The sequence below is a fragment of the Blastococcus sp. SYSU DS0510 genome (assembly GCF_054050835.1).
The window spans coordinates 309,919-316,537 of the sequence record NZ_JBJHAC010000001.1 but is presented as its reverse complement, the minus strand read 5'-3'; the positions used below and the strand labels follow the sequence as shown (position 1 = coordinate 316,537).

The 6,619-nt window shown below is 76.3% G+C and carries 6 protein-coding genes; 2 read left to right on the top strand and 4 right to left on the bottom strand.

The window, feature by feature from the left end; all coding sequences use genetic code 11:
* Positions 1 to 175: 175 nt before the first annotated feature.
* The 3 genes from ACI79P_RS01555 to ACI79P_RS01545 all read right to left on the bottom strand — a co-directional run bounded on the left by ACI79P_RS01555 (position 176) and on the right by ACI79P_RS01545 (position 2,929).
* A complete protein-coding gene (locus tag ACI79P_RS01555) occupies positions 176 to 1,498 on the bottom strand; it encodes an ABC1 kinase family protein (protein ID WP_456579278.1) in 1,323 nt (440 codons plus the stop codon).
* On the bottom strand, positions 1,495 to 2,676 hold the full coding sequence (locus ACI79P_RS01550; protein ID WP_456579277.1) for a ThiF family adenylyltransferase: 1,182 nt from the start codon (positions 2,674 to 2,676) through the stop codon (positions 1,495 to 1,497). Before ACI79P_RS01550 ends, ACI79P_RS01555 begins: the two co-directional genes overlap by 4 nt.
* 100 nt (positions 2,677 to 2,776) lie before the next feature.
* Positions 2,777 to 2,929, bottom strand: coding sequence for a DUF5679 domain-containing protein (locus ACI79P_RS01545; protein ID WP_012950213.1), 153 nt, complete (start codon positions 2,927 to 2,929; stop codon positions 2,777 to 2,779).
* Between the two features lie 409 nt (positions 2,930 to 3,338).
* Between ACI79P_RS01545 and ACI79P_RS01540 the strand changes: the two genes are divergently transcribed.
* Positions 3,339 to 3,929, top strand: coding sequence for a M48 metallopeptidase family protein (locus ACI79P_RS01540; protein ID WP_456579276.1), 591 nt, complete (start codon positions 3,339 to 3,341; stop codon positions 3,927 to 3,929).
* 4 nt (positions 3,930 to 3,933) lie between these two features.
* Here the strand turns inward: ACI79P_RS01540 and ACI79P_RS01535 are convergent, their stop codons facing one another.
* On the bottom strand, positions 3,934 to 5,325 hold the full coding sequence (locus tag ACI79P_RS01535) for a zinc-dependent metalloprotease (RefSeq protein WP_456579275.1): 1,392 nt from the start codon (positions 5,323 to 5,325) through the stop codon (positions 3,934 to 3,936).
* Between the two features lie 141 nt (positions 5,326 to 5,466).
* Between ACI79P_RS01535 and ACI79P_RS01530 the strand changes: the two genes are divergently transcribed.
* Complete coding sequence (locus ACI79P_RS01530; RefSeq protein WP_456579274.1) at positions 5,467 to 6,489, top strand: YlbL family protein; 1,023 nt, start codon at positions 5,467 to 5,469, stop codon at positions 6,487 to 6,489.
* Positions 6,490 to 6,619 lie beyond the last annotated feature (130 nt).

Here is a 6,619-nt window from a genome sequence, read left to right as displayed (position 1 = left end):
CGCACGCTCGGGGCGAGCCTCGGGACGGGGCCGCCGTCCTCCTCACCCCTCGCACGCTCGGGGCGAGCCTCGGGACGGGGCCGCCGTCCTCCTCACCCCTCGCACGCTCGGGGCGAGCCTCGGGACGACCCCTCCGCTGTCGGGGGCCGGACGATCGTCGTCCGGCCCCCGACAGCTACTTCTTGAACCCGGGAAGCCACTCCTCCAGGATCGCGCGCCAGTCGGCCGCCGCGTCGAGCTGGCAGAGCACCCCGATGGAGCCCATCGAGACCCGGTGGATGAGCAGGTAGGCCGGTGGCAGGTTGAGCTGCCGGCCCAGCCGGTTGGCCTCGGTCCGCGGATCGCCGATCCGCATGGCCTGCTCCTGCATCCAGGCCCGGGTGAAGTGGAAGTGGTGACCGGCGATCGGCTCCAGCAGGGGGCGCAGGTAGTCGAGCACCGCCTGGGGGTCGACGTCCACGCTGGGCCGCACGAACCCCTCGGTCCGCAGGTCGGCGAGCACCTCCGCCGCGCGGCCGTCCAGCGCCCAGTTCAGCAGCCGCCCGATCGGTTCGGGGTGCCCGTCGGGCAGCCGGGCGATCGCGCCGAAGTCGATGACGCCGAGGCGGCCGTCGGGCAGGATCCGGAAGTTGCCCGGGTGCGGGTCGGCGTGCAGCAGCCTGGCGCGCTGCGGCGCGGAGAAGTGCAGGGTGGCCAGCAGCCGGCCGGCGCGGTCGCGCTGCTCCCGGCTGCCCGTGGCGATGATCCGGGAGAGCGGGGTGCCGTCGATCCACTCGGAGACGACGACCTTGGGAGCGCTGGCCACCACCCGGGGGACGGCGATCTCCGCATCCCCGGCGTAGGCGGCGGCGAACGCCCGCTGGGCGTCGGCCTCCAGGCCGTAGTCCAGCTCCTCCACCACGCGGGCCTTGAGCTCGGCGATGAGCGGCTTGACGTCGAGCCCGGGGAAGACGGCGGCGAACAGCCGGGCGAACCGGGCCAGCTGGTTGAGGTCGCTCATCAGCGCCGTCGCCGCGCCGGGGTACTGGATCTTCACCGCGACGTCACGGCCGTCCCGCCACGTGGCGCGGTGCACCTGCCCGATGCTGGCGGCGGCGGCCGGGGCGTCGTCGAACTCGGCGAACCGCTGGCGCCACGTGCCACCCAGCTGCTGGGCGAGGACCGCGTGAACGGTCCGCACCGGCATCGGGGGCGCCTCCTCCTGCAGCTTGGTGAGGGCTTCCCGGTACGGCGCCGCCATCTCCTCGGGCACCGCGGCCTCGAACACCGAGAGCGTCTGGCCGAGCTTCATGGCGCCGCCCTTGAGCTGCCCCAGCACGGCGAACAGCTGCTCGGCGGTGCGCTGCTGCAGCTCGGCGTTCACCGTGTCCGCCGACTGCCCGGACAGGCGCTTGCCGAAGCCCATCGTGGCGCGGCCCGCGGCCCCCAGGGGGAGGGACGCCAGCCGTGCCGTTCGCCCGACCGACCCCCGGGGCATCACCGGTCGCTCGTCGCTCACGCGTCCTCCTCGCCGGCGGCCGGGTGGAACGGCGCCGTGTCGTGTCCGGTGAGCCCGAGAGCTCGCTCGGTGACCATTGTCGCCCGACTGGCCGGGGTCCCGCCGGGAGGGCGGCCCGCACCCTGCTCGGACGGGTCGTCCGCGGCCGCCGCCGCGCCACAGCCGCAGTCCGGGTGCGGGGGCCACCGCCGCAGGTGGGGCACCAGGTCGGGCGGGCGCAGCTCGACCGTGCCCCCGAGGGTGACCGGTGTGCCGCGCCCGTCGACGCAGGCCAGCACCTGGCCGGCGGCCAGCACGGCCGTGAGCAGGCAGGTGAGCGTGGCGCCGCTGGGCGGGGGCTCGGTGGCGGTCAGCTGGGCGGCCAGCCGGGGCCAGCGCGGGTCGGCGTCCCGGCGGTGCAGGTCGCCGCAGCGCAGGCAGCTGCTGGCGCCCGGGACCACGAGCGGCCCGACGACGCCGGTCTCCCCGCGCACCGTGGCGACCAGGTGCGGGCCCGGCACCTCGGGGACCAGCGGGTCGGAGGCCGCCCACGGCCGGGTGAGGACGACGACGTCGGGGCGGAGGCCGGGTGGGAGCGGCCCCAGATCGGTCTGCGGGCTGGCGCGGCGGACCGCGTCGGCCGCCGCAACCGCGCGGGGCCGCCCCTCGTCGGCGGCGGTCAGGCCACCGACGACCGCGTCGGCCGCGGTGACGACACCCGGGTCGCGGACCACGACACGCCCGATCCCGCTCGCGGCCAGGACGGCGGCCAGCGGGGTGCCGACGCGCGTGGCGCCCTCGACCACCACGGTGGCCCGCCGCCGCGCGCGCCAGCCGGCCGCACCGGGCGAGGAGCCCGCCGCCGGCAGCTCCACCGCCGCGCGTGCGGCCGCGGCCGGGCCGGGCCCGATCGCGAGCAGGTCGGCGGGGTCCAGGTCGCGGACCAGCCCGGCGGACCTGAGCGCGTCGACCGCCGCGTCCACGAGCCCCGCCGGCAGACCCTCGCCGGCGGCCTCGGCACGGACGGCCCGTCGCGAGCGCCGCCCGTCCAGGGCGCGGAGCGCGGGCACCAGCCCCGCGGCCGGCTGCAGGAGGAGCAGACCGTCGGTGGAGTCGACCCCGCCGACCTGGACGCTCCCGGCGTCGCCGGCGAGCATCGGGATCGCCGCGGGGAGGAGGGGATGGGCGTTGTCGCTCACCCCCGCAGGGTGGCAGCCCTCGGGCGGGGAGGGCGCCGTCGTCCACAGGCCCCCGGACGACGACGGCGGCGCCCCGCCCCGGGGCGCCGCCGCGGATGCCTCAGGCCTTGCCGAGGATCCGGTTCATCTTGGTGCCGCAGACGGGGCAGGTGCCCTGGGCCATGCGCCGACCGGACTCGCTCACCTTGACCTCGCCGTCGAAGTCGCGCTTCTCCTTGCACTTCACGCAGTAGCCGTTGTAGCTCTCCGCCACGGGATCTCCTCGTCTCCGGGGCGCCTCGGCTCGCACGCCGGGCACCGTTGGGCGGGAACGCTACCCGGGGGCCGCCGGCGCGGACCGTCGGCGGGCTCTCCGCCGCGGGGCCCGGGGTGGTCCGTGGCAGCACGTTCCCCACAGCTGTGGACAGGGCTGTGGATGCCATGGGGACGGTGTGGCGTGTCGCTGTGCGGAACCGGGGGACGGGTCGGGGACGGGCCACCCGCGGTGACGCCCGGCACCGCGCCCACCAGCGCAGACGTCCCCGTGCGGGTGTGGATCTCCTCCATCCGGCCGCCCTCGTCACCGGCTGGAGCGGTGCCGATGTCCACCGTCCGTGCGACCTGCACCCGAGAGGGTGGCTCCGCGCAGGCGTCACGCACCGCGGGTGTCCTACGGTCTCCTCGTGCCCCGAACGACTCCTCATGCGAGCGCCCTGCCTGAACCGGCGGACGGCGACGTCGTGGAGGTCCGGCGGAGCAGCCGCCGGCGGCGCACGGTGACCGCCTACCGGGAGCTCGGGCGCACCGTGGTGCTCATCCCGGCCGCCTTCAGCCCGGCGGAGGAGCAGCGCTGGGTGGCCCAGATGGTGGCCAAGCTGCGTACCCGCGAGGAGCGGCGCAAGCGCTCCCTCGGGGGTGACGCCGAGCTGCTGGCGCGGGCGCGCGCGCTCTCGGCCGCCCACCTCGACGGCCTCGCCGAGCCGGCGAGCGTGCGCTGGGTGGACAACCAGCACCGCCGCTGGGGCTCCTGCACGCCGGCCGACCGGACCATCCGGCTCTCCAGCCGGCTGCAGTCGATGCCCGAGTACGTCGTCGACTACGTGCTCGTGCACGAACTGGTGCACCTGATCGAGCCCGGGCACGACGAGCGCTTCTGGGCGCTGGTGGCGCAGTACCCCCGCGCCGAGCGGGCGCGCGGCTTCCTCGAGGGCGTCGAGCTGGCCGCGACCGCGGGTGCGGCCGGGGCCGAACCCCCGTCCGACGTCGACGGGTGAGCGGCTAGCCCTCGCCGCCCAGCTCCCGCCGGTCCTCGCCCTCGTCGTCGCCCGGCCGCCTCGGCGCCCGCTCGGCGTCGTCGGCGTTCAGCGCGGCGAGCTCGTCGTCGAGACCCTGGCGGGCGACGAAGTCCAGCGGCTCGTCCAGGTCCTCCGACGTCGGCAGGAGGTCGGGGTGGGACCACAGGCGGTCGCGGTCCGCGCTGCCGTGCTGCTGACCCATGGCGCCCCAGACGGTCGCCGCGTCGCGCAGCCGGCGCGGCCGCAGCTGCAGCCCGACGAGCGTGGCGAAGGTCTGCTCCGCCGGGCCGCCGGAGGCCCGGCGGCGGCGCATCGTCTCGGCCAGGGCGTCGTGCCCCGGCAGCCGGTCGGCCGCGGCGGCCGCGACGACCGCGTCCACCCAGCCCTCGACCAGGGCGAGCAGCGTCTCCAGGCGGCGCAGCGCCATCTGCTGCTCGGGGGTCTCCTCGGGCTCGAGCACTCCGCTGCCGAGGAGGCGCTGGATGCTCTCGGGGTCGCCGGGGTCCAGGCCCGCGCCCATGCCACCGGCCATGGCCTCGTTGATGCCCCGCTCGATCGCCTCGCGGTCGATGGTGATGCCGCGGGCGTAGGCGTGCACGGCGTCCTGCAGCTGCTGGCGCAGCCACGGGACGTGGGCGAACAGCCGCTGGGAGGCCGCCTCCCGCAGCGCCACGAAGAGCCGGACCTCGTCGGCCGGGCGGTCGAGGCCCTCGGCGAACGCCGCCAGGTTCTGCGGCACGAGCACGCCGGTGCCGGGGGGCGCGAGCGGCAGGCCGACGTCGGTGCTGGTGAGCACCTCGCCGGCCAGCGAGCCGAGGGCCTGGCCCACCTGGGCGCCGAACATCATGCCGCCCATGCGGCCCATGATCCCGGCGATCGGACCGAAGGACATCGCCGCTTCCTGCGGGAGGGCGCTGGTCATCGCCGACACCACCCGTTCGGCCAGCGGGTCGATGAGCGCCGCCCACGCGGGCTGGGTCTGCTCCACCCACTCGACCCGCGACCAGGCGGCGGTGCGCTCGATGCCCGACGGCAGCTCGGTGACCTGGTCCAGCCAGAGGTCGGCGAGCCGCAGCGACTCCGCGGTCGCGGTGCGCTCCTGCTCCGACGACGGCTGGTGCCCGGCCGCGAGCTGGCTGATCGCACCCTGCCGGGCGAGGTCCCAGTTGACCGGGCCACCCGACCAGTTCATGAGCTTCTGCAGCTCCGCGAAGAGCGGCATCTTGCCGAGCACGTCCTCCGGGGAGCCGCCGCCGGCCATGCCGCCGAACAGGGCACCGAGGCCGAACGGGTCGCCTCCCTGGTCACCGCGGCCGGGCTCGCGGCGCTCGGGGTCGCGGTCAGGAGGGCCGAAGCCGAACGGGACGTCGCTCATGCGTCCACGGTAGACGTGCGATCTTCCCCCGGGGGACCCGTTCGCCCCGGGCGGCTGGCTCCCGGGGCGGGGCTGCCGGACGGGGCCGAGGGCCTCGGGGGCGACGGCGCCGTCCAGGGAGGGGTTCTAGGCTCGCCCCTCGTGACCCGTCGCAACGCCGTCCTGAGCGTGGGTGCCGTGCTCCTGCTGCTGTTCGGCGTGCTGGGCACCAGCGTGCCGGTGCCCTACGTCGCGCAGGTCCCGGGCCCCACGTTCGACACGCTCGGCGAGATCGACGGCGAGCCGATCATCGCGGTGGAGGGCCGGGAGCGCAACGACGTCGAGGGCGACCTGGCCCTGACCACCGTCGGCGTGAGCCGTGGCGGCCTGAGCCTCGTGCAGGCCGTGCGCGGCTGGTTCGACGACGAGGTGAGCGTCGTCCCCGAGGAGTCGGTGTACCCGCCCGACCGGAGCGAGGAGGAGACCCGGGAGGTCAACCGCCAGGCGTTCCTCACCTCCGAGGCGGCGGCGGAGAGCGTCGCCCTGGGCGAGCTCGGCTACCCGCAGAAGGTCGTGGTGCGGCAGGTGCCCGAGGAGTCCCCGTCGGAGGGGGCGCTGGAGGAGGGCGACGCCCTGGAGACGGTCGACGGCCGTCCGGTACCCGACACCGAGGTGCTGGCCGACGTCCTCGCCGGCATCCCGCCCGGGACGCCGGTCACGATCGGCTACACGCGCCTGGGCGAGCCGGGCACCGCGACGGTCACCACGCAGGCGGCCGAGGGGCGCGAGGGGTCGATGCTGGGCATCAACGTGCTCGACCAGCCGTACGCGCCGTTCGACGTCGACATCCAGGTCGCCGACGTGGGCGGCCCCTCCGCCGGCCTCATGCTCACCCTCGGCATCCTCGAGCTGGTGGGGGAGGAGGACCTGACCGGCGGCGCGGTGATCGCGGGCACCGGCACGATCGACCTCGACGGGAACGTCGGCCCCATCGGCGGGATCCCGCTGAAGATGGTCGCCGCCCGGGAGATCGGCGCCGAGCTCTTCCTGGTCCCGGCCGCCAACTGCGCCGAGGCGCTGGCCGCCCCTGACGCCGGCGTGCCGATGGCGCGGGTCGCCACGCTGGACGACGCGCTGGCGGCCCTGGCCGACGTCCGCGCCGGCCGGACACCGGAGGGCTGCTGAACCGGGGCATCCTGGTCCGTGCCGCGACGCACGCCCGGGAACCCCGGGGCGTCCGGTGCGTTGTCCATGAGGTCGGGCATGCCCGGCGCAGCACAACCCGACCCCCCGCGGTCGATCACCGCGTGGCCGA